This window comes from Pseudomonas lurida, from assembly GCF_002563895.1.
GTDB lineage: Bacteria > Pseudomonadota > Gammaproteobacteria > Pseudomonadales > Pseudomonadaceae > Aquipseudomonas > Aquipseudomonas lurida.
The window spans coordinates 5295807-5319676 of the sequence record NZ_PDJB01000001.1; the positions used below are offsets into that span (position 1 = coordinate 5295807).

Genomic DNA, 23870 nt, shown 5'->3' on the forward strand with positions numbered 1-23870 from the left:
AAATACGCGGAGAGCAATACATGAATCACAAAGTGGCCTTCAGTTTTGCCGACGGCAAGACCCTGTTTTTCCCGGTGGGCGCCAATGAAATCCTGTTGGATGCAGCGCTGCGCAACGGCATCAAGATCCCTCTGGATTGTCGCGAAGGTGTCTGCGGCACCTGCCAGGGCCGTTGCGAGTCCGGCGACTACAGCCAGGACTATGTCGATGAGGAAGCCCTCTCCAGCCTCGACCTGCAACAACGCAAGATGCTCAGTTGCCAGACGCGGGTGAAGTCCGATGCAACCTTCTATTTCGACTTTGATTCGAGCCTGTGCAATGCGCCGGGCCCGGTGCAGGTGCGTGGCACGGTGAGCGCGGTGCAGCAGGTGTCGGCCAGTACGGCGATCCTGCAGGTGCAGTTGGAACAGGCGCTGGATTTTCTGCCGGGCCAGTACGCGCGCCTGGCGGTGCCGGGCACGGACAGTTGGCGGTCGTACTCCTTTGCCAACCTTCCGGGCCATCAACTGCAATTTCTGCTGCGCCTGTTGCCTGATGGGGTGATGAGCAATTACATCCGCGAACGTTGCCAGGTGGGCGATGAGCTGTTGATGGAAGCACCACTTGGCGCCTTCTATTTGCGTCACGTCACCCAGCCATTGGTACTGGTGGCGGGTGGAACCGGGTTATCGGCCTTGCTCGGCATGCTCGATGAACTGGCCGCCAGTGGTTGCGACCAGCCCGTGCACCTCTACTATGGCGTGCGCGGTGCCGAAGACTTGTGCGAAGCGCCGCGCATCCAGGCCTATGCCGCGAAAATCCCGGGCTTTCGCTACACCGAAGTCCTCAGCGCACCTTCAGAGGACTGGCCCGGCAAGCGCGGCTACCTCACCGACCATTTCGACCTGGCCGAATTGCGGGACAGATCGGCGGATATGTACCTGTGCGGCCCCCCGCCAATGGTCGAATCCATCCAGCAATGGCTGACGGATCAGGCACTTGATGGCGTTCAGCTGTATTACGAAAAGTTCACGCAGAGTAATATCTGACCCCTCAGCACTTCTGAGGGGCTGATGCGGCGTGCACTCAACCCTGAGAAAAACAAGTAGAAGGGAATGTTAATGGCGGATGACATGGTTAACCCGGTAGGCCTCAAGCGTGGCCTGAAGAACCGGCACATTCAGCTGATCGCCTTGGGAGGGGCGATTGGCACGGGGTTGTTCCTCGGCTCGGCCGGGGTGCTCAAGTCGGCGGGCCCGTCGATGATCCTGGGTTACGCGATTGCCGGTTTTATCGCGTTCCTGATCATGCGCCAGCTCGGCGAGATGATCGTCGAAGAGCCGGTGGCCGGTTCCTTCAGCCACTTCGCGCACAAATACTGGGGCGGCTACGCAGGCTTCCTGGCGGGCTGGAACTACTGGGTACTCTACGTACTGGTGGGCATGGCCGAACTGACGGCGGTGGGCAAATACATCCAGTTCTGGTGGCCGGAGATCCCGACTTGGGTCAGTGCACTGGTGTTCTTTGTCGCGGTGAACCTGATCAACACCCTGAACGTGAAGTTCTTCGGGGAAGCCGAGTTCTGGTTCGCGATCATCAAGGTGGTGGCGATTGTCGGCATGATCGTCCTGGGTTGCTACCTGCTGTTCAGCGGCACCGGAGGTCCACAAGCCTCCATCAGCAACCTGTGGAGCCACGGCGGGTTCTTCCCGAATGGCGGCATGGGGCTGTTGATGTCCATGGCGTTCATCATGTTCTCGTTCGGTGGCCTGGAGCTGGTGGGGATCACCGCCGCCGAGGCCAGCGAGCCGCGCAAGGTCATCCCGAAGGCGATCAACCAGGTGGTGTACCGGATCCTGATTTTCTACGTCGGCGCCCTGACCGTGCTGCTGTCGCTGTACCCATGGGACCAGCTGCTGCAAACCCTCGGCGCGTCGGGCGATGCCTACAGCGGCAGCCCGTTCGTGCAAATCTTCGCGTTGATCGGTAACGACACCGCCGCGCACATCCTCAACTTCGTAGTGCTGACCGCGGCGCTCTCGGTGTACAACAGCGGCGTGTACTGCAACAGCCGCATGCTGTTCGGCCTGGCCGAGCAAGGCGATGCGCCCAAATCGCTGATGAAGCTCAACAAGCAAGGCGTGCCGATTCGGGCACTGGCGATCTCGGCGTTGGTGACGATGCTGTGCGTGGTGGTCAACTACGTGGCACCGCAGAGTGCCCTGGAGTGGCTGTTTGCGCTGGTGGTTGCCTCGCTGATGATCAACTGGGCGCTGATCAGCATCACCCACATCAAGTTCCGCAAAGCCATGGGTGAACAAGGCGTAACGCCGTCCTTCAAGACCTTCTGGTTCCCATTCAGCAACTACCTGTGCCTGGCATTCATGGTGATGATCATCAGTGTGATGCTGGCGATCCCGGGCATTCGCGAGTCGGTGTATGCAATGCCGGTGTGGGTGGGGATTATCTATGTGGCGTATCGGTTGCGGGTGCGCAGGAGTCACGCGGTCGTCAACGCACAATAATACCTGGGGGAGCCGCGATGGCGGTGTGTCAGCTACGGGGTGTACTGGCTGAAGCTGCGCCATCGCAGGCAAGCCAGCTCCTGCAGTTTTGAATGCATGCCAAATGAAAAGCCCCGGTGATCCGGGGCTTTTTGTTTATAGCGTCGAGCGTACTCGCCACAACTCGGGGAACAACACCGTGTCGAGCATCTTGCGCAAATACCCCACACCTTCCGTGCCGCCAGTGCCGGGCTGGAAGCCGATGATCCGCTCTACCGTGGTCACATGGCGGAAGCGCCATTGGCGGAACGAATCCTCCAGGTCGATAAACTTCTCGGCCAACTGATACAGGTCCCAGTAGCGGGTCGGGTCGCGGTACACCTCACGCCACGCCGCCTCCACGGACTCGTCGTGAACCGTCGCAGCCGTCGGGTCGCGCTCGGCACGTTTCGGATCAATCGCCAGGCCGGCCTTGATCATCAGGTTGATCGCCTCGTCATACAGCGACGGCGTGGCGATTGCCACTTTCAACTCGTTCAACAGCTCCGGCCGATGGGCGTGAGGCCGCAACAGTGCTGCGCTTTTATTGCCGAGGATAAATTCGATTTCGCGGTACTGGAACGACTGGAACCCCGACGACTGCCCCAGGAACGGCCGGATCGCCTTGTATTCCGACGGTGTCATCGTCGCCAGCACCGCCCAGGCGTGCACCAGTTGATCGAAGATGCGCGACACACGCGCCAGCATCTTGAACGCCGGCGGCAGCTCGCCCAGGCGCACGTGTTCGCGGGCCGCCTTGAGTTCGTGGAGCATCAGTTTCATCCACAATTCGGAGGTCTGGTGCTGGATGATAAACAGCATTTCGTTGTGGTCCGGCGACAGCGGGTGCTGGGCGCTGAGGACTTTGCCCAGGTCCAGGTAATCGCCGTAGCTCATGGACTCGGAAAAATTCAGTTCGGCGTTATGCCATTCTTCGGGCGGCTGGTAATCGGCAGAGAAGGGACATTGGCTCATCGCGTGGGCTCCTTGAGCGGGCGGAGAATGGCGCGGACCGGGCTCGCGTCCAGGTTGGCAAAACGCAGCGGCAGCGCGATCAGTTCATAGTCGCCCTCCGGTACGTCATCGAGCACGATGCCTTCGAGAATCGCCATGCCATGGCGGGCCACGGCGTTGTGTGAATCCATGGTCTTGGACTGTTGCGGGTCAAGGGACGGGGTGTCGATACCGACCAGGCGCACGCCGAGGCTGGCGAGCAACTCAATGGTTTGCGGGGCGATGGCGGTGAAGTCCGCATCCCATTCGGTCAGCGGCGCATGTGGATAAGTGCGCAGCAACACACGCTCGGGCAGGTTATCCACACGCCCCTCCAACTGGTGCGGCTGCACCAGCGCACCGCTGTCCAGGCAATGCAGTACGCGGCATGCGCCCATGTAGACATCCAGCGACACCTCGCCGATGGGCGCGCCGTCCGCGCTGTAATGCAGCGGCGCATCCACGTGGGCACCGGTGTGCGGCGACAGGGTGATACGCCCGACATTCACCGGGCACTCCGGGCCAAACTGCCACACGCGTTCTTCCTGGAACGGCGTATCCCCCGGCCAGGTCGGGGTCGCCGTACTCAAGGGCGGGCTGATATCCCACCACGTTTTTATTGGGTTCATTCGAAGGCTCTCGGCGGTTACTTCGGTGAATGATACGAGGGCCTGCCGCGAATTTTCTTGCGAATTCCGGCGCGAGGCGGGAAATCTTTCGCACTTACTGCGAAGAAATAGCGCCAAGACGCACAAATCTACCGTTCAGAAACACCTCCCCTCCCCTGTAGGAGCCGGGCTTGCCCGCGATGATGGTGTGTCAGGCGATGGCGATGCAAACAGTGCCGCCGCCATCGCGGGCAAGCCCGGCTCCCACGGGATGTCGCCGTGCCTGCCGAATGAACGCCTGCCTGCGCTTCTGGGCATCCCGATGTCGAGTTCAGACCACTGACACAACGCCCGAGGCCTTAGGGTGCACCTTTCCATTCGCTGCCTCGGAGTCATCATGTCCAAGCCCATCACCGTACTGCGCGACACCCACCCACTGCCCGTCCTGGACGCGTGCAAATGGGAGAAGCTGGAGGGCGACCCACATACCGTCAACCTCAACGCCTACACCAGCGAAGACGGCAGCAAGATCATGGGCACCTGGATCTGCACACCGGGCAAGTGGTACGTGGACTACGTGAAGTGGGAATACTGCCACTTCCAGGAAGGCTACTGCATCATCACGCCCGATGGGCTGGCGCCGATTCACTTGCGGGCTGGGGATATCTTCGTGGTGGAACCGGGGATGAAGGGGACGTGGGAAGTGGTCGAGACAGTGCGCAAGTATTTTGTGTTTGCTTGAGCCGCAAAAACCCGGGAGCCCACTATAAGCAGGCTCCCGGAAACGCCCCTACTTGGGCTTGCGATAGCTATTGATGATCGCTGAGAAGTCCTTGCCCCCTTCCCCACGCTGGCTCATCGATTGGTACAACTGCTGGGCCACGGCGCCCAGGATGACGGGCTGCTTGGCCTGGCGCGCGGCCTCGGTCGCGAGGCCCAGGTCCTTGAGCATCAGGTCGGCGCCGAAACCACCGGTGTAGCCACGGGACGATGGCGCAGTCTCGATCACGCCCGGCCATGGGTTATAGGTGTCAGAACTCCAGCAGCGCCCGGTGGAGCTGTTGATGATGCCGGCCAGCACCTGGGTGTCGATGCCCAACGCGTCGCCAAGCGCCATGGCTTCGCTGACGCCGACCATGCTGATCCCCAACAGCAGGTTGTTGCAGATCTTCGCGATTTGCCCAGTGCCCACCTCACCGCAAAGGACGATGTTGCGGCCCATCTGCGCCAGCACCGGTTGCAGGGTGGCAAACAGTTCCGGCGTGGCGCCGACCATGAAGGTCAGGGTGCCAGCCTGGGCGCCGCCGGTGCCGCCCGAGACCGGCGCGTCGGCGACGGCCACACCTTGCTTGGCCGCGGCCGCCGCTACATCGCGGATGGTTTGCGGGTCGATGGTGCTGCAATCCACTGCCGGTACGCCCTTGCCGATACCGGCGAGTACGCCGTCTTCATTCAGCCAGACGCTGCGCACATGCGCCGCCGCCGGCAGCATGGTAATCACCAGCTCCGCACCGTTGGCGGCATCACGCGGTGAATCGCTGATGGTGCCACCCAGTTCGGCCAACTCCTTGAGTACTGTCTGGTTCAGGTCGAACAGGTTCAACGCGTGGCCGGCCTTGATCAGGTTGCGGGCCATGGGTGCGCCCATGTTGCCCAAGCCGATAAATGCAATCTTCATGGTCGTCTCCCGGTATCAGCGCAAGTTGATGGTGGTGTTGACGCCATCGTTGACCGTGTCGTCGTCGAACCAGCGGCTGGTGACGGTTTTGGTCTGGGTGTAGAACTGCACCACTTGCTTGCCGTACGGGCCCAGGTCGCCGAGCTTGGAACCGCGCGAACCCGTGAAGCTGAAGAAGGGGACCGGCACCGGGATCGGGATATTGATACCGACCTGGCCTACATCGATTTCGCTCTGGAACTTGCGCGCCGCCGCACCGCTCTGGGTGAACAGGCCGGTGCCGTTGCCGAATGGGTTGGCATTGACCAGCGCAATGGCCTGGTCGAGGGTGTCGACTTCCAGCACCACCAGCACCGGGCCGAAGATTTCCTGGGTGTAGATCTGCATGGAGGGGGTCACGCCCGAGAACAGGGTCGGGCCGACAAAGTTGCCCTGCTCAAAGCCCGGCACCTTGATGTCGCGGCCGTCGAGCTCCAGCTTGGCGCCTTCTTTCACACCGCTTTCGATCAGCTCGAGGATGCGTGCCTTGGCGCGCTTGGAGATCACCGGGCCCACATCCGTGCCGGCTTCGCTGCCCGCGTTGACCTTGAGCTTTTGCGCCAGCGCCTTGAGGTCCGGCAGCCATTGCTTGGACGCGCCCACCAGCACCACCACCGACGTGGCCATGCAACGCTGACCCGCTGCGCCGAACCCCGCACCCACCAGGGCATTGAGGGTGTGTTCGCGGTTGGCATCCGGCAGCACCACGGCGTGGTTCTTGGCGCCCATCATCGACTGCACGCGCTTGCCATGTTTGCCGGCCAGGTCATATACATGGGTGCCCACGGCGGTCGAGCCGACGAAGGACACCGCCTTGATGTCTTTGTGGGTGCAGAGCGCATCCACCACATCCTTGCCGCCGTGCACCACGTTGAGCACGCCAGCCGGCACACCGGCTTCCAGCGCCAGCTCCACCAGCAGCATGGTCGACAGCGGGTCCTGTTCGGACGGCTTGAGGACGAACGTGTTACCGCAGGCGATCGCCATCGGGAACATCCACAGCGGAATCATCGCCGGGAAGTTGAACGGCGTGATGCCGGCGCACACGCCGATGGGTTGGCGCAGCGTGTAGGTGTCGACGCCACCGGCAACGTTCTCAGCGAACTCGCCCATTTGCAGGGTGCCGATGGAGCAGGCGTGTTCCACCACTTCCAGGCCACGGAAAATATCGCCTTCGGCATCGGCAATGGTCTTGCCCTGCTCGTTGCTGAGGACCACGGCAATGCGCTTGGAATGTTCGCGGATCAAGGCCTGCAGCTTGAGCATGATGCGCATGCGCGCGCCGATCGGGGTGAGCTTCCAGGTCTGGAAGGCGCGGTGGGCGGCGTCGATGGCGGCGTTGACCTCATCGGCGGTGGCGAACGGGACTTTGGCCAGCACTTGCTGGGTGGCCGGGTTGACGATGTCTTGCCACTCGGTGGTCTTGGACTCGACCCACTCGCCGTTGATCAGCAACTTGACCTGTTGCACGGAAATATCGGCAGATGCGTTCATGTGGTCTCCAAATCTTATAGTTATGCAGAGAACCAAGGCGTTGAATCGCCTTGAAGAATGAGGCGTTCGGACTGTTTTTGGAGTATAGATGTGCAAATCTCTAATAAGAACGCACATAAAAGCCGGACCAATATGCAAAAAAACATCACGTCCCTGGGCTCCCTGAACTGGGATGACCTGAAGTTTTTCCTCGAAGTGGCCCGCACCCGCAAGGCCAGCGTGGCCGCCAAGCGCCTGGCGGTGGACTACACCACGGTGTCGCGGCGTATCAGTTCGCTGGAAGTGTCCCTCGGCACCCTGCTGTTCGAAAAATCCCGGACCAACGGCTTCGTCCTCACCACCGAAGGCCAACGTTTGCTGGGTTATGCCGAGTCCATCGAAAGCACCTTGCACATGGCCTGCGAGCAAGTCTCCGGCTCCGGCGTGGCACTGTCCGGCCACGTGCGCATGGGCTGCACCGAAGGTTTCGGCAGCTTCTTCGTCACTCCGCAGCTGAGCCACTTCGTCGACACCTACCCGGCCATCTCTGTGGACATTTTGCCCCTGCCCCACTTCATCAGCCTGTCCAAGCGCGAAGCCGACATTGTCATCGCCCTGGAGCGCCCGGAACACGGGCCCTATGTGTGCTGCAAGCTGTGCGACTACAAACTGCAGCTGTACGCGACCCAGGAATACCTGGACCAACACCCGCCCATCCGCAAACCCGCGGATTTGGTCGAGCATCCGTTTATCAGCTATGTGGATGACTTGGCGTTCAGTTCGGAGCTGCTGTACCTGGCGAACGTAGTGCCCGGCGCCAGCGCCAGCCTGCGCAGTACCAGCGTGATCGCCCAGTACGTGGCGGCGCAACAGGGGCGGTCGATGGCGATATTGCCGTGTTTTCTGGCAGCACAGGATCCACGGTTGTTGCCGGTGCTGGGGGAGCAGATTGCGCTTACGCGGCAGTTCTGGATGTACTGCCGGGAGGACTTGAGGAAGTTGAAGCGGATTACGTTGTTGTGGGATTACATCAGGGAAGTGACCGAGCAGAACCAGGGGTTGTTGATGGGGGAGACGCGGGAGATCAGGTTCGCGGATTAAAGGGCCATCAACGACGGTTCGCTTTAAGTTGCAGGACGTTTTCTAGAGACTCTCTACCCCATTGCACCTTACCGTTTGGGTTTAGCGACATGCCGTGGTGACCCCTACTGCAAATTTGGGAAGCATCATAACCCACCGTGGGAGCTGGCTTGCCGGCGATGGCAGTATGTCCGTCAGTACATCCAGTACTGAGACACCGCTATCGCCAGCAAACCAGCTCCCACAGTTGATTGGGTTTTACATTGAGGTCGGCGGGACGGGCTCAGTCCGCGATCACCACAATCGACACCCGCCGATTCTCGGTGCGTCCCGCCACTGTGTCGTTGGACGCCACTGGCTGACTGCTGCCCAGCCCGCGCAGCTGGATGTTTTCTTCCTTCATGCCCACACCGGTCAACACCGCAGCCACACTTTTGGCGCGGCGCAGGGACAGTTGCTGGTTGTAGGTTTCCTTGCCCGACGCATCGGTGTGGCCGTCGACGCGAACGCGCTCGATACCCACGCCCAGCAGGGCCTTGCCGATGCGTTGGACGATGTCGGTGCTGGGTTGGTTAAGTGTCTCGACGTCGCTGCCAAACAGCACTTTGCCGGACAGGCCGAAGGCCCAGCCATCGTCGGTCAACGCAAAGCCTTGTTGCTTGAGGACCGCCACTTGCGCTGGGGTCAGGCCTTTGGGCGGGGGCGTCTGGCAGCCGCCGAGGGCGAGCAGTGCGACGAGCAGGGAGATAAACATGAAACGCGCGGTCGAGAACAAGGGGTCAGCTCCTGTGGTGAACGTTGGCGGCAGAGTGCTCCGACTCTGCCGTTTGCTGGCCGCCCGAGGACAGACGCTTGGCCTGGTACATCGCTGCGTCGGCGGCATTGAGTAAGGCACCTGGGGTGGCGCCATGATCGGGGTAGATGGCGATGCCGATACTGAGGGAGGTCAATACCTGGGTATTGCCGGGCACGGGGATTGGCAGGTCCATGCTGGCGATGATCTTGTCGGCGATGCGCCGGGCGTCTTCCACTTTGTGCAACGGCGCCAGCAGGATGGCGAATTCGTCACCGCCCAGGCGCGCGACTAAATCGTCTTCCCGCAACTGCGCACGCACACGCTCGGCAACGGCCACGAGGACGGCATCACCGGCGGCGTGACCAAAGCTGTCGTTGATCTCTTTGAAGCGGTCGCTGTCGAGGTAAAGCACCGCCACCTGCTCCTTGACCTTGGCCGCACTTCGCAGGGCACGGATCAAACGGCCTTCAAAGAAGGCGCGGTTGGGCAGGCCGGTGAGGCTGTCGTGGTTGGCCTGGTGGGCGAGGGATTCGTTTTCGCTTTGCAGGTGGCTTTGCCAGGCTTCCATCTCGCCGAGCAAGGCGTTGAAGTCACTGCCCAGGCTGTCGAGTTCGGCGATTTTCGCCGGCGGCACGCGGCGGTCGAAGTCGCGTTCGCTGCGGGCGGCGTGGGCCACGGCGGCGAGGCTTTGCAGCGGGCCGGTGATGCCGCGCAACAAGCGTCGCGCCAGGTGCAGCGCGATCCACGCACTGAGCGCGGTGCAGATGAGAATCCCGGCCAGGCCGCTGAGCAGGAAGCGCAGCAGGCTACCGCCGTGACCGGTGAGATGAGTGCTGCCAATGGCTCGCCCTTGATGGAGGATCGGCTGGCTGATGGGTTGCTCAAGCAGGGTATGCGCCAGTTCCAGTTCAACCCGCGAGAGCATGCCGGTATCCGGGCGTATCCACTGCGCCAGCAACTTGCCATTGGCGTCGAAGACTTCGGCGTTGGCCACCTCTTCGGTGGAGGCAATCAGGCTGAGGGCTTCAGTGGCCGCGGCGCTGTCGTTGAACACCACCGCCGCTTCCACGGTGTAGTTGATGGAGCGTGCGATCAGGTGCAAGTTGTGTTCGGCATACACTCGCAGCGCCAACACGCCAAGCAGGGTCAGCGAGACGCTCGCCAGGGTCACTGCCAGCAGCGCCAGGATGAGGTGCCCTCGGCCGATGACGGAGCGCAGGGTCGGTCGCACCTTATCCCCCTTCATGGCGCAGGTGCTCGGCGACGGGACAACTGCAGCACGCTGGGGTGAATGCGCACGCCGCTGCGTGCCACGGAGTCGAGGTTGACCTCGAACGACACTTGCTCATCCCCCACCCGCAGGCAGAAAAGGCTGCCCACCGTGCATTGGTCGCCACCTTCGCTGATGCTCAGCACCGGGTGACCGATCAACGAGGTAAACAAATGGCTGCGCTCATCGGCACTGAGTTTGCCGATGTACACCGCATCACATGCATTGACGATTTCAGGATGGCTGGCCAGCAGGCGCTGCACCACGACCGGACGGCCGGTGGCCTGGGTGGTGCCTTTGATCAGGTCGTCGGTGTATTGGGTCGGGCCGACGATACACAGGCGCAATTGCGCAGGCTCTACCGGCCAACGCGCATAGCTGAGGATACCGAGCACCACTTGGGTGACCGACTCGGCGCGTTGGGCGGCCAGGTCTGCGGGGTCGGGTGCCTGGGCGAACACGTGTGGCGCGAGCACACACAGGACCGCCATCAGTAGCCTGCATCTCCAGCTCAAACTGCGCTCTGTGGGCGAGACAGCCACGTTCATGCAGCAATTCTCTCAGATGTTTTCTAAATGATGCCGCAACGATAGCACAGCGGCGCAAAACCCCGCGAAGACCGGTCTTTGCGGGGCACGCTATTTTTTCAGAAAAATCAGGCGCCTGAATCAGAAATAGTGCATGACCTGTCAGTCAATTTTCTCAGGCTCGTGACCCAACTCCAGCATCAACCCGCTCAAGCGCTTGACCTTGCGTCTTACCGCTTCTTCAAACACGCCACCCCGGGGTTCGATCAAGCTGAACCAGCGCTTGGCCCGGGTGATGCCGGTGTAGATCAACTCCTTGGTGAGCACCGGGTTCAACGCATCCGGCAGGATCAGCGCGGTATGGGTGAACTCCGAGCCCTGGGATTTGTGCACGGTCATGGCGTACACGGTTTCCACATCATTCAGGCGGCTGGGCAGTACGAAACGCACGCCGCCCTGGCCATCATTACGTGGGAAGGCGACACGCAGCACCTGGGGGCCACCGTCACTTTCGGGCAATTTGAGGGCGATGCCGATATCACCGTTCATCAGGCCCAGGCCGTAATCGTTGCGGGTCATCAGCACCGGGCGGCCTTCGTACCATTGCTCCTCGCCTTCGATCAGCCGCACCTTGCGCAGGGCCGCGGTGATGCGCAGGTTCAGGCCTTCCACGCCCCAGGGGCCTTTGCGCACCGCACAGAGCAGTTGGAACGCGTCGAAGGCTTGCAGCAGTTGTTGCGCCCAGTGGGTCCAGGCTGGGTCTTCGCGCGGGGTGCCTGGCCCGGGCCTCGCGCTTTGCAGCAGGTTGAGGTAGTAACGATAACCCTGGGCGCCGTCGCTACCCTGCCCGTCCAGGACCAGACGCTCGAGGGCGTGGTCGTGCTCGCCCTTGAGGCTGACGCAGAACAGGTCGCTGTGGCTGCGCGCTGCCAGTAGCTTGCGGGCTTCCTCAGCGTCTTGCTGGTTGACCCAACGCGCCAGTTGGCCGATGCCACTGCCTTCGCCGAAACGTCGCGAGTAGCGCAACATCACCACTTGCTGGGCCAGGGGATGGCTGCCATCGAGGTCGGCCTGCAGGCCACTGGCGCTGAGGTCTTCGCCACTGACGGCTTGCAGCCATTGGCGGGTCTCGGCGCTGTAGAAGCCGGCTTCGGCGTCGCGGCATAGATCGCCGAGTACGGCCCCCGCTTCTACCGACGCCAATTGGTCCTTGTCGCCCAGCAGCACCAGGCGTGCATGCGGCGGCAAGGCGTCGAGCAGGTTGGCCATCATTTCCAGGTCGATCATCGAGGCTTCGTCGACGACCAGCACGTCCAGGGGCAATGGGTTGCCGATGTGATGACGGAAATGCCGCGTGCCCGGGCGACTGCCCAGCAGGCGGTGGACAGTGGTGACCTGGGTCGGGATTTTTTCCTTCACGTTGTCAGGCACTTTCAGCGACAGCACTTGCTGGCTGATGGACTCGGTGAGGCGCGCCGCGGCCTTGCCGGTGGGCGCGGCCAGGCGAATGCGCAACGGGCTGCCGGCTTCCACAGCCGGGGCCTGTAACAGCGCGAGCAGACGCACCACGGTGGTGGTCTTGCCGGTGCCGGGGCCACCCGTGACGATGCTGAATGCACCGCGAGTGGCCAGGGCGCAGGCGAGCTTTTGCCAGTCGATCACGCCGTCGGGTGGCGGTTGGTCGAACAGGCTGTCCAAGCGCTGCGGCAAATCGGCGGCGACACTTTCATGGGTGGCGAGACGCAGGCGCAAGGCGGTGTCGATGCGTCGCTCATAGGTCCAGTAGCGGCGCAGATAAAGACGCTTGCCGGACAGGACCAATGGGCGACTTCGGGCGGATTCGCTGCCATCGACTGCCAGCGCGACCAGGTGGCTGGCGGCAAGCGCATGGCACCAGTGGGCGCCGTCCAGGCCTTCGAGCAACTGCGAAGGCAGCAGCATGGCGCCGGTTTGCAGGTCGCCTTCAGGCGGCAACGACAGCGCGAAGTCCGGCGCCTTGAGCGTTTCGAACAGGTCGAGGCAGACGTGGCCATGGCCCAGTTGATGGCTGGTCAGCGCGGCGGCCAGCAGCACCAGCGGGTCAGACTGCGGATCTAGCTCGTGCAGAAAGCCTACGAAGGCTTTGTCCAGGGCACGCAACCAACCCCGATCCACCCAGCGTTCCAGCAGCTGCACCAGGTCGGCGGCGCGGCTGAGGGGCATCAGTTCCTCAAGCGGTAACGGCGACAGGCTCATAACAGCACTCCTTGTTCCCAGGCGGGCTCAGCCTTGGGCGGGATGGGCTTGCCCTGGAACAACAGGTCCAGGCCTTCGATCAGGTCCCGTGGTGGCCGGGTGAAATACGCCCCCTGGCTCGTGGACTGTGTACCGCGCAGGAACAGGTACAGCGCGCCGCCAACATGGCGGTCGTAGTCGTAGTCCGGCAGGCGCGCCTTGAGTTGGCGGTGCAGGGCCAGCAGGTAAAGCACGTATTGCAGGTCGTAACGGTGCTCGAGGATCGACTGTTCCATGGCGTCCTGGGTGTATGCCGAATCGTCGGGACCGAGCCAATTGGATTTGTAATCGGCCACGTAGTAGCGGCCATCATATTGAAAGGTCAAATCGATAAAACCCTTGAACATGCCGTTGAGCAGCACGGGCTCGGCGGCGACGCGGGAAACGCCGCTGTGGGTGTATTGGCACACCAGTTTATCGAGGGCGAGCACGTCGACTTTGTGGCTGGCGAACCAGAACTCCATCTCGATCTGGTACTGCTGCAAACGGCTGAGGGAAACGTGACCGTTATCCACCGGCAGTGGTGTTTGCAGCAGGTGGCCGAGCCAATCGCTGAGGGTGATGATCCAGCCTTCCCAGTTGCGACGATTGCAGCGGGCGCCCACGGCCTTTTCGATGGCCTCGGGCGTGACGTTGAAGCCCTCCTCCCCTGCCCATTCCAACAGACCGTGGAGGAAGGTCCCTGGGTTAGGACCGCGTGGGAAGCGGTGAATATCCCCGCCGGACGCCGCCACTTCGCGTGGAGCATCCGGGTCGAGACGCTCGTCATCGAACAGCTTCTGGGCCTGTGGGCTTTCCGGCGCTTCGAGCGTGGCGGCGCTCATGCTGTCGCCGATGCGCAAGGCACTGTAGGAGGCAATCCACCAGTTTTCCGCAGCCTTGCGCTTGGGCAGCAATGGCGCTCGCAACGTGGCTTCGTTGCGGGGTGGGTGAAAGACGATGTCTTGCGCTTCGGGCACCTGGGCATAGTCGATGGCAGGGCAACCTGCTTGCAGGTCCAACAGCCAACGCGCCAGGCCGGCAGACTCCCCCAACGGCGCTCCCGCACCGAGCAAATAACCCAGCGCCGACAGGTGCAGCACGGAGCTGTTGCTGTTACCGCGCTTGAGGTCGGCGATGCCCAACCAGCACGCATGCTTGGCGCGGGTCAGGGCTACGTAGAACAGGCGCAAGTCTTCGGCCAGGCGTTCGTTGTCGGCCTGGACGATCAATTCAGGCGTAGGGCGCAGGCTGACTTGGGATTTACCGTGTTCATCGTGGTAGTGCAGCGGCAAGCGGCTGCCATCCACCGGTTTGGCCGAGCAGATGAAAGGCAGGAAAACCAGGTCGTACTCAAGGCCTTTTGACTTGTGGATCGTCACCACCTTGACCAGTTGCTCATCACTTTCCAGGCGCAGGATTTGTTCCTCGCCCGCTTGACCCGAGAGCGCCAGGTGTTCGGCCAAATGACGGATCAGTGCCTGTTCGCCGTCCAGTTCCGAGGCGGCCTGTTGCAGCAGTTCGCTGAGGTGCAGTAGGTTGGTCAGCACACGTTCGCCATCGCTGCGCGCGATCAGGGTTTGCGGCAGTTTGAAGTCGTGCAGCAGGCGGCGCAGCATCGGCAGCACGCCTTGGGTACGCCAGATCGCACGGTAGCCACGAAACTGCATGACGCGGCTTTCCCACGCGAGCTCATCCTGGTTCAGACGCTCCAGTTCCAGCAGTGACAGGTCAAGGGTGACGCAGGCCAAAGCGGCGCGCAGCGGACGCTCGACATCCGGCTCGGCGCAGGCCTTGAGCCAGGCCAGCAGGTCGTGGGCTTCCTGGGCAGCGAAGACCGAGTCCTTGTCGGAGAGGTACACGCTACGTACGCCACGGGCGGCCAGTTCGGCTCGCACGGCCTGGGCTTCCTTGCCGTCGCGCACGAGGATGGCGATATCTGACGGAAGCACGCCGTTGAAACTTGCGTCCGCTTGTAGGAAGCCGGCAGTACCTTGTTGTCCGCCGTTGAGCAATTCAACAATGTGCGTGGCGCAGGCGGCTGCCAGTTGCTGACGATAAACCGCATTGGAAACCGGCTGGTCAGTGGGCAAGTGCCAGAGGTTCATCGCCGGCAGCGTTTGACCACCGACTTGCAATTGTTCCTTGCGGCCCTGGGACAGCACCGAGTGGAAAGGCACCGGGTTTTCGCCATGAGGCTCGCGGAACAGGAACGCACCGCGGCCTGTTTCGGCACGCTGGAACACGTGGTTCACCGCTTCGACCATCGCATGGCTGGAGCGGAAGTTGGTGCCCAGTGTGTGGTGGCGACCGGTAGTGGACTGTCGGGCGCGCAGGTAAGTGTAGATGTCGGCGCCACGGAAGGCGTAGATCGCCTGCTTGGGGTCGCCGATCAGGAACAGCCCGCTGTCGAGGTGGTTCTCTTCGATGCGGTAGATGCTGTCGAAAATGCTGTATTGCACCGGGTCGGTGTCCTGGAACTCGTCGATCAACGCCACCGGGAATTGCTCCCGGATCACACTGGCCAGTCGCTCGCCACCGTCGGCCTGCAGGGCAGCGTTGAGGCGGATGAGCATGTCGTCAAAACCCATTTCGGCGCGACGACGCTTTTCTTCCTCGAAGCGTTTGCCCACCCAGCCGGCGGCGTGTTGCAACACGGCCGCGTCGGGTGTCGGCAGCGCATCAAGGGCCGCCTTGAGGCCCGCCATGGCGTCGATACCGGGATGCTGCGGCGGTTCGCCTTTCCAGGCTTCGGCGATGCCGTCGGGCGTCAAACGCGTGAAGCCGGTGCCGATGTCCAGTTGCTCGAGGGTTTCGTCAGCGGCCCAGGCGCTGATCTTTTCGAACCAGGGCTCGAAATAACGCGCTTGCATCTTGCGACCGTCAACGGCTTTGGCAGCCACGGCTTGCAGGCAGATGTCACGCAACTCGGCGGCCCATTGTTGCCAGGGGGCCTTGAGTGTTATCAGCGCTTCGCGGCGTTCCTGCAGGCAGGCGTTGATCAGCTCGGCGGGCTCGCGGGTCTCACCAGTAGGCCGTTCGCTGCCAAACAGCGCGCGTACCCGAGGCATCAGCGCTGCGGGTCCACCCCAGTTATTGCGCACCCAGTTGAGCGCATCGTCGTGCATCGGGTAGCAGAACAGTCGCCAGTAATCGCGCAACACTTCGCCAAGCAGGTCGCTGTGGTCGGTTTCCAGGGTTTGCGTGAACAGGCTGCCGCTGTCGAAAGCGTGTTCGCGCAGCATGCGCTGGCACCAACTGTGGATGGTCGAGACGGCGGCTTCATCCATCCACTGGGCGGCGATGTCCAGGCGGTTCGCGCAAGCGGGCCATTGTTCCGGTGGGTAGTCGGCGCGCAGATCGGCGATGAGCGTGTCGGGCTGTTCAATTTCTTCGCGGAAAAAACGAGCGGCTTCAGCCAGACGGATACGGATCCGTTCGCGCAGCTCCTTGGTGGCCGCGTCGGTGAAGGTCACCACCAGGATTTGCGGCGGCAGCAGCTCACGACCAAAGCCCGCGTCGTCGCCACCATGGCCGAGGACCAGGCGCAGGTAGAGGGCCGAGATGGTGAACGTCTTGCCGGTGCCGGCACTGGCTTCAATCAGCTGGCTGCCTTTGAGCGGGAAGGCCAGGGCCAAGGCTTTGCTGGTCATGCGCTGGCCTCCTCGCCGGTGAGTGATCGCCACGGGGCGTTGAGCAGGGGGCGATACAAGGTTTCGCACCAACCTTCGAATTCTTCGCTGGCGATGAGTGTGGCGTAGTCGGGAAATTGCCGGGTGAGCGCCGGGGTTTCGCGACGTTCGCCATCGGTGGTCAGGCCATCACCTTCGTAGGCTTTACTGGCGGCCGCCTGCGCCTTCGCGGGATCGGTTTGACCGAGCCAGGCAAAAGCAGTCTTGACGGCGACAGGCAGCGGTTTACTCATTCCGACGTGCCAGGCGAGCAGTAGGTTGCCGAGCACGTCCTGGGCATTGGATTGATCCAGAGGTGACAGGAGCAAGGTGTCGTCGCTGGCCACCAGGCCAGTGCTTAACGGCAGGCCGCAGGCGCAGGCAACCACGTGATTGACCCAGGGGCGAATCAGGCGGTGCCACTTGCGGGTCTTGATCGAGCCAATGCTGTTGGGAATGGTGGTGACGCTCAGCAACCCGCCATCACTGCGTCGATGCAGGCCGCTGATCCAGCCTTCCAACTCAACACCATGATGCTCAAAACTGACCGGTTCGGCGCCGGGGTGCGGCGTGGGCCACAGGGCCAGAAGTTGCTGGTGGCGCCGCAGCAGGTCAGGCAAGGGCTCGATCAGTTCGTTGCGCAGGTATTCGCCGAAACCAACCATCGGCAACAGGCCACTGCCTTGCAAGCGCAGGGCCTGGGCGTTCAGGGCCTGATCAAAGTGATCGGGTTGGGTGAGCGCGGCGTTGAGCAGGCTGTCGCTCAAGCTGTAGCGTTGTAATGCGTCGAGAACGAAGGGCTCTTCGTCAGCGAGTGGCACTTCGGCGGCTTCGAAGAACACTTTCAGACGTTGACTGAAGAAATGTTTTACCGGGTTGCGCAGGAAGTCTTGGAGCTGGCCGAGACTCAGGGGCTCTTCCTGTTGGTGGGGTGCCAGGTCGTGATCCGTCGGGAGGGCATCGGATGCTTCATGGAGTAACTGCCATTCGCGCGCGTAGCTGAATAGCGCGTCGCCCTCATGGAAGTAGCGGGCGCTGAACGGTTGCAGCGGATGCTCTTGTGTCATCGCTTCGATCAACGGTTGGTCGCTCTGTGCGTGGTGCCAGCCACTGCTGAGATGGTCACGCAGTTGGCCGACCAGTACCGATGCCGGGCGATCGCTATTGTCACGGATGCTACGGCCAACCCAACTGATGTATAGCTGGTCACGCGCTGAAAGCACGGCTTCGAGCAGCAGATAGCGGTCGTCTTCACGACGTGAACGGTCGCCGGGCCGGTAGTCGCTCCCCATCAGGTCGAAGTCCAATGGAGGTTGCGCGCGCGGGTAATCGCCGTCGTTCATGCCGAGCAGGCAAACCAGCTTGAAGGGGATCGCACGCATGGGCATCAGGGTGCAAAAATTGACAGCTCCAGCCAGGAATCGCTGGGACAGGCGACCCTGGTCGAGGCCAGCCAGCCAGGCCTCGCGGACGACAGTGAGGGGTAACTCGTCCTGCAAGCCTACGGACTCGCAGGTCTCCAGCCAGGTTTCCCGGAGTTGTTCGAGCTGGCCCATCAGGTAGTCGTCGTGTTCGCTGCTGGGTAGGAAGAACAATTGCATCAGGCGCTGCAGGCGTTCGCCCCACTCTTTCGGAGGCGCGGGTTGCGACAAGGCTTGATGAGCGTCGTTGAGTGCGTCGAGCAAGGCGACGAGCGGGCCGATCAGTGCGGCGTCGAGGCCACCGATTTCGTCATAGGGCTCAATGCCGTCACATGCAGCACCGGTGCCCACTGCGTAACCGAGCAACATGCGGCGAAGGCCGAAACGCCAGCTGTTTTGTTCCAGCTGCGTTGGCAGCCCGAGCCCGGCACGTTGTTCGGCGTTAAGCCCCCAACGGATACCGGCGCCTTCGATCCAGCGGTGCAACGTGGGCAGATCGCGCTCCTTGATGGCAAAACGTTCGCGTAAGGCAGGAACATCAAGCAGGTCGAGGATTTCGCTGACGGGGAAGCGGCTGTCGGGGAGTTTCAGCAGGTGTTCGACGGCAATGAGCAGAGGGTCGCGACCGCGTTGGCCTTGGTCGGTCAGGGTGAACGGGATAAAGCGTGGGTCGTTGCGCTCAAGCTGACCGAACACGGCGCGGATGTGGGGCGCGTAGCTGTCGACGTCGGGGACCATGACGATGATGTCCCGGGGCCGCAGCGTAGCGTCGGCACTGAAGCGCTGGAGCAATTGGTCGTGAAGGATTTCGACTTCGCGTTGGGCACTGTGGGCAATGTGGAAGCGGATTGAGGTATCGCATTCCAGATCGACGGCAGGCCATAGCTCGCGGGTTTCGTTGAGTGGGCGCAGTTCGAGGATATCGTCCTGGAGCTGGTTGAGCAGCGTGGTGGGCTCGCTGTCGCTGAACAGGTCGATGCGGCCATCGCGGAATGCGGCCCGGTAGCTATTGGGGTCGTCGTAACTGTCCAACAGGCTGATGTAGTCACGGCCTTGCTTGCCCCAGGCGGCCAGTAACGGGTGGGCGTGCTGGTGCAGGGTTTGTGGGTCGATGGTGACCGGCATGCCTGCTTTGCGCGCTTGGCGTTTGTATTCGTTACGCAGCAGGTCTTTGTCAGCGACGATGTCGGCCCAATGATGGCGACAAGGGTTGTGCACGCAGAGCAGGACTTGGCTGAATCGCGCCAGGCCGGCAAGGGCTTCAAGCGCCTGTGCTGGCAACGAGGAGATGCCGAAGACGATGACTCGAGATGGCAAGCCTGGTGGGGCGCTCTCCAGCGAATTGATGCGCTCGATGAATCGCTGGTGAACGCCGGCACGGCTTTCGGCCATGCCCTCTTCACCTACATCCAGCAACAATGCACGCCACAGTTCGGCTTGCCAGCAGTTAGCCGGGTTGAGGGGCTTGGTTTCGCCTCGGCCGTTACGCAATTGGTGGCGACCGGCGGCCCAGTCCTCCAGCCAGTCGGCGCGATAAACCTGGTATTGGTCGAACAAGTCCGCCAGGCGTTCGGCGAGCTGGTAGCGTTTACGCAGGTCGGTGTCGTGGGTAAGGAAGCGCTGCAGCGGTTCGAAGTGCGGCTGATCGATAAGCTCTGGGAGCAGGCGCATTAGACGCCAGGTCAGTGGGGCTTTATCGAGCAGGGATTTGGGCGGAATTTCATCTCGGCCCAGAACCATGCGGTAAAGCTGCCACATGAAGCTGCCGGGCAATTGCACATCGATCGCGGCGGCGATGCCACAACCGCCCATATCGTCATCTTCCGGGTCTTCAGCCAGGGCCAGCTTCAGCCACTGGGCGATGCCGTTACTTTGTACCAGGGCGATTTCATTTTCCAGGGGCGCCAGGGGGTAGCGGCGCATCCAACTGACCACCAGGCTGCGCAGTTCGTCCAGGCGGTTGCCGTGAACCACCATGAATCCAGCACTGAGGGACGTTGCATCCGGCATAACGGCTTCCTTGGGAAAAGCAAAATCGAGGGTGCGACTTTAGCACTGTGGGCAGTTATTGGCGGAACTGGGATGTTAACTGTCTTTTCGACCGCCCAAAACAAAACCCCTGTTTGCGTTAGCAAACAGGGGTTTTGGAATTTAATCTTGACGATGACCTACTCTCACATGGGGAAACCCCACACTACCATCGGCGATGCATCGTTTCACTGCTGAGTTCGGGATGGGATCAGGTGGTTCCAATGCTCTATGGTCGTCAAGAAATTCGGGTACTGAGTCGTGGCCAGCTGGCCTCGCTTCAGCAAAATGGGTATGTGATAGCTTTCGGTGTTTGTGAGATTCGAACTTTCGGTTCATTTCGTCTTCACACACCGCAATCTGATGCTCGTTAGAGTAGTCAAATTGCTTGGGTGTTATATGGTCAAGCCTCACGGGCAATTAGTATTGGTTAGCTCAACGCCTCACAGCGCTTACACACCCAACCTATCAACGTCGTAGTCTTCGACGGCCCTTCAGGGAACTCAAGGTTCCAGTGAGATCTCATCTTGAGGCTAGTTTCCCGCTTAGATGCTTTCAGCGGTTATCTATTCCGAACATAGCTACCCGGCAATGCCACTGGCGTGACAACCGGAACACCAGAGGTTCGTCCACTCCGGTCCTCTCGTACTAGGAGCAGCCCCTCTCAAATCTCAAACGTCCACGGCAGATAGGGACCGAACTGTCTCACGACGTTCTAAACCCAGCTCGCGTACCACTTTAAATGGCGAACAGCCATACCCTTGGGACCGGCTTCAGCCCCAGGATGTGATGAGCCGACATCGAGGTGCCAAACACCGCCGTCGATATGAACTCTTGGGCGGTATCAGCCTGTTATCCCCGGAGTACCTTTTATCCGTTGAGCGATGGCCCTTCCATACAGAACCACCGGATCACTAAGACCTACTTTCGTACCTGCTCGACGTGTCTGTCTCGCAGTCAAGCGCGCTTTTGCCTTTATACTCTACGACCGATTTCCGACCGGTCTGAGCGCACCTTCGTACTCCTCCGTTACTCTTTAGGAGGAGACCGCCCCAGTCAAACTACCCACCATACACTGTCCTCGATCCGGATAACGGACCTGAGTTAGAACCTCAAAGTTGCCAGGGTGGTATTTCAAGGATGGCTCCACGCGAACTGGCGTCCACGCTTCAAAGCCTCCCACCTATCCTACACAAGCAAATTCAAAGTCCAGTGCAAAGCTATAGTAAAGGTTCACGGGGTCTTTCCGTCTAGCCGCGGATACACTGCATCTTCACAGCGATTTCAATTTCACTGAGTCTCGGGTGGAGACAGCGCCGCCATCGTTACGCCATTCGTGCAGGTCGGAACTTACCCGACAAGGAATTTCGCTACCTTAGGACCGTTATAGTTACGGCCGCCGTTTACCGGGGCTTCGATCAAGAGCTTCGCGTTAGCTAACCCCATCAATTAACCTTCCGGCACCGGGCAGGCGTCACACCCTATACGTCCACTTTCGTGTTTGCAGAGTGCTGTGTTTTTAATAAACAGTCGCAGCGGCCTGGTATCTTCGACCGGCATGAGCTTACGGAGCAAGTCCTTCACCCTCACCGGCGCACCTTCTCCCGAAGTTACGGTGCCATTTTGCCTAGTTCCTTCACCCGAGTTCTCTCAAGCGCCTTGGTATTCTCTACCCAACCACCTGTGTCGGTTTGGGGTACGGTTCCTGGTTACCTGAAGCTTAGAAGCTTTTCTTGGAAGCATGGCATCAACCACTTCGTTAACTAAAAGTTAACTCGTCATCAGCTCTCGGCCTTAGAATCCCGGATTTACCTAAGATTCCAGCCTACCACCTTAAACTTGGACAACCAACGCCAAGCTGGCCTAGCCTTCTCCGTCCCTCCATCGCAATAACCAGAAGTACAGGAATATTAACCTGTTTTCCATCGACTACGCTTTTCAGCCTCGCCTTAGGGACCGACTAACCCTGCGTCGATTAACGTTGCGCAGGAAACCTTGGTCTTTCGGCGTGGGTGTTTTTCACACCCATTGTCGTTACTCATGTCAGCATTCGCACTTCTGATACCTCCAGCAAGCTTCTCAACTCACCTTCACAGGCTTACAGAACGCTCCTCTACCGCATCACTTACGTGATACCCGTAGCTTCGGTGTATGGTTTGAGCCCCGTTACATCTTCCGCGCAGGCCGACTCGACTAGTGAGCTATTACGCTTTCTTTAAAGGGTGGCTGCTTCTAAGCCAACCTCCTAGCTGTCTAAGCCTTCCCACATCGTTTCCCACTTAACCATAACTTTGGGACCTTAGCTGACGGTCTGGGTTGTTTCCCTTTTCACGACGGACGTTAGCACCCGCCGTGTGTCTCCCATGCTCGGCACTTGTAGGTATTCGGAGTTTGCATCGGTTTGGTAAGTCGGGATGACCCCCTAGCCGAAACAGTGCTCTACCCCCTACAGTGATACATGAGGCGCTACCTAAATAGCTTTCGAGGAGAACCAGCTATCTCCGAGCTTGATTAGCCTTTCACTCCGATCCACAGGTCATCCGCTAACTTTTCAACGGTAGTCGGTTCGGTCCTCCAGTTAGTGTTACCCAACCTTCAACCTGCCCATGGATAGATCGCCCGGTTTCGGGTCTATTCCCAGCGACTAGACGCCCTATTAAGACTCGCTTTCGCTACGCCTCCCCTATTCGGTTAAGCTCGCCACTGAAAATAAGTCGCTGACCCATTATACAAAAGGTACGCAGTCACAGAACAAAGTCTGCTCCCACTGCTTGTACGCATACGGTTTCAGGATCTATTTCACTCCCCTCTCCGGGGTTCTTTTCGCCTTTCCCTCACGGTACTAGTTCACTATCGGTCAGTCAGTAGTATTTAGCCTTGGAGGATGGTCCCCCCATATTCAGACAAAGTTTCTCGTGCTCCGTCCTACTCGATTTCATGACTAAGAGATTTTCGCGTACAGGGCTATCACCCACTATGGCCGCACTTTCCAGAGCGTTCCGCTAATCTCAAAGCCACTTAAGGGCTAGTCCCCGTTCGCTCGCCACTACTAAGGGAATCTCGGTTGATTTCTTTTCCTCAGGGTACTTAGATGTTTCAGTTCCCCTGGTTCGCCTCTTGCACCTATGTATTCAGTACAAGATAACCATCTTATGATGGCTGGGTTCCCCCATTCAGACATCTCCGGATCAAAGTCTGTTTGCCGACTCCCCGAAGCTTTTCGCAGGCTACCACGTCTTTCATCGCCTCTGACTGCCAAGGCATCCACCGTATGCGCTTCTTCACTTGACCATATAACCCCAAGCAATCTGGTTATACTGTGAAGACGACATTCGCCGAAAATTCGATAATACTCAATTACGAGTAACTCACAAATTTTACCTTAGCCTGATCCGTTACCAGTGAAAGTAACGTTCAGTCTATCTTTCTATCACATACCCAAATTTTTAAAGAACGATCTAATCAAAGACTAGAAATCAACATTCATCACCGTTTTGGTGGAATGCTCATT

At 60.4% G+C, this 23870-nt stretch carries 14 protein-coding genes and 2 rRNA genes; 4 read left to right on the forward strand and 12 right to left on the reverse strand.

Annotated elements, in window-relative coordinates; genetic code table 11:
* The first annotated feature begins 20 nt into the window (after nucleotides 1–20).
* Together antC and ATH90_RS24140 are read left to right on the forward strand one after the other, a co-directional pair.
* Nucleotides 21–1028, forward strand: a complete 1008-nt coding sequence (gene antC / locus ATH90_RS24135) for an anthranilate 1,2-dioxygenase electron transfer component AntC (RefSeq protein WP_098467367.1) — start codon at nucleotides 21–23, stop codon at nucleotides 1026–1028.
* A 72-nt stretch (nucleotides 1029–1100) separates the two neighbouring features.
* Nucleotides 1101–2504, forward strand: coding sequence for an amino acid permease (locus ATH90_RS24140; protein ID WP_034109348.1), 1404 nt, complete (start codon nucleotides 1101–1103; stop codon nucleotides 2502–2504).
* 135 nt (nucleotides 2505–2639) lie between these two features.
* On the opposite strand, the gene kynA is transcribed toward ATH90_RS24140, so the two are convergent.
* Together kynA and kynB are read right to left on the reverse strand one after the other, a co-directional pair.
* Nucleotides 2640–3497, reverse strand: a complete 858-nt coding sequence (kynA, locus tag ATH90_RS24145; protein ID WP_034109349.1) for a tryptophan 2,3-dioxygenase — start codon at nucleotides 3495–3497, stop codon at nucleotides 2640–2642.
* On the reverse strand, nucleotides 3494–4144 hold the full coding sequence (gene kynB, locus ATH90_RS24150) for an arylformamidase (protein WP_098467368.1): 651 nt from the start codon (nucleotides 4142–4144) through the stop codon (nucleotides 3494–3496). Before kynB ends, kynA begins: the two co-directional genes overlap by 4 nt.
* A gap of 376 nt (nucleotides 4145–4520) precedes the next feature.
* Between kynB and ATH90_RS24155 the strand changes: the two genes are divergently transcribed.
* Complete coding sequence (locus tag ATH90_RS24155; protein ID WP_034109351.1) at nucleotides 4521–4865, forward strand: cupin domain-containing protein; 345 nt, start codon at nucleotides 4521–4523, stop codon at nucleotides 4863–4865.
* A 48-nt stretch (nucleotides 4866–4913) separates the two neighbouring features.
* Here ATH90_RS24155 and mmsB read toward each other — a convergent pair whose 3' ends face one another.
* Together mmsB and ATH90_RS24165 are read right to left on the reverse strand one after the other, a co-directional pair.
* Entirely contained in the window at nucleotides 4914–5801 is an 888-nt protein-coding gene (gene mmsB / locus ATH90_RS24160) for a 3-hydroxyisobutyrate dehydrogenase (RefSeq protein ID WP_034109352.1), read from the reverse strand.
* A 15-nt stretch (nucleotides 5802–5816) separates the two neighbouring features.
* Entirely contained in the window at nucleotides 5817–7334 is a 1518-nt protein-coding gene (locus ATH90_RS24165; RefSeq protein ID WP_034109353.1) for a CoA-acylating methylmalonate-semialdehyde dehydrogenase, read from the reverse strand.
* A 132-nt stretch (nucleotides 7335–7466) separates the two neighbouring features.
* Between ATH90_RS24165 and ATH90_RS24170 the strand changes: the two genes are divergently transcribed.
* Nucleotides 7467–8414: a LysR family transcriptional regulator gene (locus tag ATH90_RS24170; protein WP_098467369.1), complete on the forward strand. Its 948-nt coding sequence runs from the start codon at nucleotides 7467–7469 to the stop codon at nucleotides 8412–8414.
* Between the two features lie 262 nt (nucleotides 8415–8676).
* Here ATH90_RS24170 and yfiB read toward each other — a convergent pair whose 3' ends face one another.
* The 8 genes from yfiB to ATH90_RS24210 form a co-directional block, all read right to left on the reverse strand.
* Entirely contained in the window at nucleotides 8677–9168 is a 492-nt protein-coding gene (gene yfiB, locus ATH90_RS24175) for an outer membrane lipoprotein YfiB (RefSeq protein ID WP_034109355.1), read from the reverse strand.
* Between the two features lie 4 nt (nucleotides 9169–9172).
* A complete protein-coding gene (dgcN, locus tag ATH90_RS24180) occupies nucleotides 9173–10435 on the reverse strand; it encodes a diguanylate cyclase DgcN/YfiN (protein ID WP_069078156.1) in 1263 nt (420 codons plus the stop codon).
* Nucleotides 10432–11007 carry a regulatory sequestration protein YfiR gene (gene yfiR / locus ATH90_RS24185; protein ID WP_098467370.1) on the reverse strand — a complete coding sequence of 192 codons (576 nt, stop codon included), beginning with the start codon at nucleotides 11005–11007 and terminating at the stop codon, nucleotides 10432–10434. Before yfiR ends, dgcN begins: the two co-directional genes overlap by 4 nt.
* A 141-nt stretch (nucleotides 11008–11148) precedes the next feature.
* On the reverse strand, nucleotides 11149–13221 hold the full coding sequence (recD, locus tag ATH90_RS24190; protein WP_098467371.1) for an exodeoxyribonuclease V subunit alpha: 2073 nt from the start codon (nucleotides 13219–13221) through the stop codon (nucleotides 11149–11151).
* Nucleotides 13218–16892: an exodeoxyribonuclease V subunit beta gene (gene recB / locus ATH90_RS24195; protein WP_098467372.1), complete on the reverse strand. Its 3675-nt coding sequence runs from the start codon at nucleotides 16890–16892 to the stop codon at nucleotides 13218–13220. The genes recD and recB overlap by 4 nt, the downstream gene beginning before the upstream one ends.
* Nucleotides 16889–20341 (reverse strand): exodeoxyribonuclease V subunit gamma, encoded by a 3453-nt coding sequence (recC, locus tag ATH90_RS24200; protein WP_098467373.1) that lies wholly within the window; start codon nucleotides 20339–20341, stop codon nucleotides 16889–16891. The genes recB and recC overlap by 4 nt, the downstream gene beginning before the upstream one ends.
* A 145-nt stretch (nucleotides 20342–20486) precedes the next feature.
* A 5S ribosomal RNA gene (rrf, locus tag ATH90_RS24205) occupies nucleotides 20487–20602 on the reverse strand.
* A gap of 156 nt (nucleotides 20603–20758) precedes the next feature.
* Nucleotides 20759–23650, reverse strand: a 23S ribosomal RNA gene (locus tag ATH90_RS24210).
* Between the last annotated feature and the right edge of the window lie 220 nt (nucleotides 23651–23870).